The following is a 2135-nucleotide window of genomic DNA, read 5'->3' as shown; positions in this document are numbered from 1 at the left end:
GTTATTTAAGGAAACGTTTTTTATGACACTTATTTAAATGGTTAAAACTGTTATAGCAGTATTGCATAACACTAATGCTATCCAGCTATAAGCAATATCTAGTTGTCAAAGGTACTCTTAACTTTAATATGTTGTCGGCGTATGCGCACTAACGATACGTGTCACCGTATCACACGGATTAATAAAGGTATGAGGCTTCATGGTGTCTATCACATAGCTATCACCTTCATTAAGTAAATAAGTATCCTCCTCGATTCTTATAATAATTTTCCCTTCTATTACCGTGCCAATCTCTTCACCCTCGTGAACTATTTTATCTTCCGTCGCACTGTTGGGCTGATAAGTTTCAATCAAAAAGCCAAGGTTCTTTGTCGTACTGCCACTATACACTTGCTTCAATGAGACTTTGCTATTTGGCTCACTAAGCTCTACCAAGTTCTCTGGTGTCACTACCACTCTTGGTTTAGGTTCCTGCCATTCATCACTAAAAAAAGTGGCTAAATCCGAGCCTAAAACTTCTAAAATCGATTTTAAAGTGTTAACAGCAGGACTTACCTTATTGCGCTCTATAGAACTAATTGAGGTATTCGTTAATCCAGCCAATGTTGCAAGTTTGCGCTGTGAATAGCCTCTGGTAAGACGAAGTTGCTTAATCTTTTTACCAATATCATCTGCTTTTGCTTCATTTTTATCTGAAGACATAATTATATTAGAGGTATCGCCATCATTAGAGGTATCGCCATTACTTTTTGAGTGATCATTCTCCAAGTTAGTTGCTTTAAAATTGTCATTATCTAAATTTTCAGTTTTTAAATTTCCAGTTTCTAAGCTCTCTGTTTCAAAATAGCCACTTTCATTTGAGAAATCCTGATCTTCAATCCCTTGACTTTTATTGGCGCATTTATCTATGCTGCTATTTTCATTGACGCTATCAACTTTGACACTATCAACTTTGATGCTTGTATCGTACTTTTCTCTTTTATTGCCATGCTTAGTTTCAGGACGTTCGAACTCAGCTAGGTCAACTTGCTGTTTATCTGCTTTTTTAGTCGTCTTTTTTGCTGGCATGATGAATGAATTCCGTAAATAAAAATTTTGATAAGTTATCATTTATATAATTTAACTCAGGATGCCATTGCACACCTATCAAAAATGGATGGTCTATCGCACTAATTGCTTCTACCAACCCATCTGGTGCCAACGCTTCAACGAACAGGCGATTGCCAACATCGCGAATGGCTTGTTTGTGTAGAGAGTTTACATGCCATTTGGTGCCAAATTCTGACAATCTACCTTCGGATTGAATGTTTACATCGTGAACCGTTTGATATTGAACATCTAAAGGCTGACTTTTATCTTCGAGATGAGGCTCAAAGTAGCTTCCTACCTCACGCCAATCTGGATGCAATGTACCTCCAAAGTAGACGTTCATCTCTTGCAATCCGCGACATATCGCCAACAATGGCGTACCTGACTTATCAGCATGCGCTAATAATTTAAAACTCAGTTCATCTCGGCCTAAATCTTGCAATTGTTCTAAATGAGTTGCTCCATAACGGCTCGGCGCTACATTGCTATAGCTACCAGTTAATACAATGCCATCAATAAGATCTATTAGAGCGTTAAAGTTTTCACTTTCAGCTGACACGTTAGGCAGTATTATGGGATTACCCCCATAATAATTTATGGCATCAATATACTTTTGATATACAGCTTGAGAAGGCTGGCCATCAATGAGTTTGTGACAACTCACTATGGCAATATTTGGTCTATTATTTTGCATAATTTAGTCCTCAATTCTAAAGTATTAAAGCTTGACCATGATGACATGTCTTAAAACTTAATAATATTGGCTATAATTTATCACATTATAGATTAGAATGTAAACTATATCTCTCTAATATCATATTTTTAGTATAAAAACTCTAGCTATGATGCATATATATTATTTTACACAATTTATTTGACAACTTTATCTTTCAGTCCTATATTAAATCATACAAACAAAAATTAGCTAAATTAAATGTTACTAAATAATTTAAAACTTTTGTTATGTTAATAGCGTCATCTTTTTATAAGATCATCACTTTAATCAAATTTTGGCTTCAGTTTAAAAATTTAGAATGAATTTATAG

2 protein-coding genes are annotated in these 2135 nt (G+C 34.9%); both read right to left on the bottom strand.

Features of this window, described 5'->3' with window-relative positions; genetic code table 11:
* Positions 1–123: 123 nt before the first annotated feature.
* Complete coding sequence (locus QZ265_RS10720) at positions 124–1068, bottom strand: cupin domain-containing protein (protein WP_296406034.1); 945 nt, start codon at positions 1066–1068, stop codon at positions 124–126.
* A complete protein-coding gene (locus tag QZ265_RS10715) occupies positions 1046–1783 on the bottom strand; it encodes a gamma-glutamyl-gamma-aminobutyrate hydrolase family protein (RefSeq protein WP_296406032.1) in 738 nt (245 codons plus the stop codon). Before QZ265_RS10715 ends, QZ265_RS10720 begins: the two co-directional genes overlap by 23 nt.
* Positions 1784–2135: the final 352 nt, after the last annotated feature.

This window comes from Psychrobacter sp., from assembly GCF_018260395.1.
Taxonomy (GTDB): domain Bacteria; phylum Pseudomonadota; class Gammaproteobacteria; order Pseudomonadales; family Moraxellaceae; genus Psychrobacter.
Note: the sequence above shows the minus strand (reverse complement) of the source record. Positions and strands in the feature narration are given on the sequence as shown.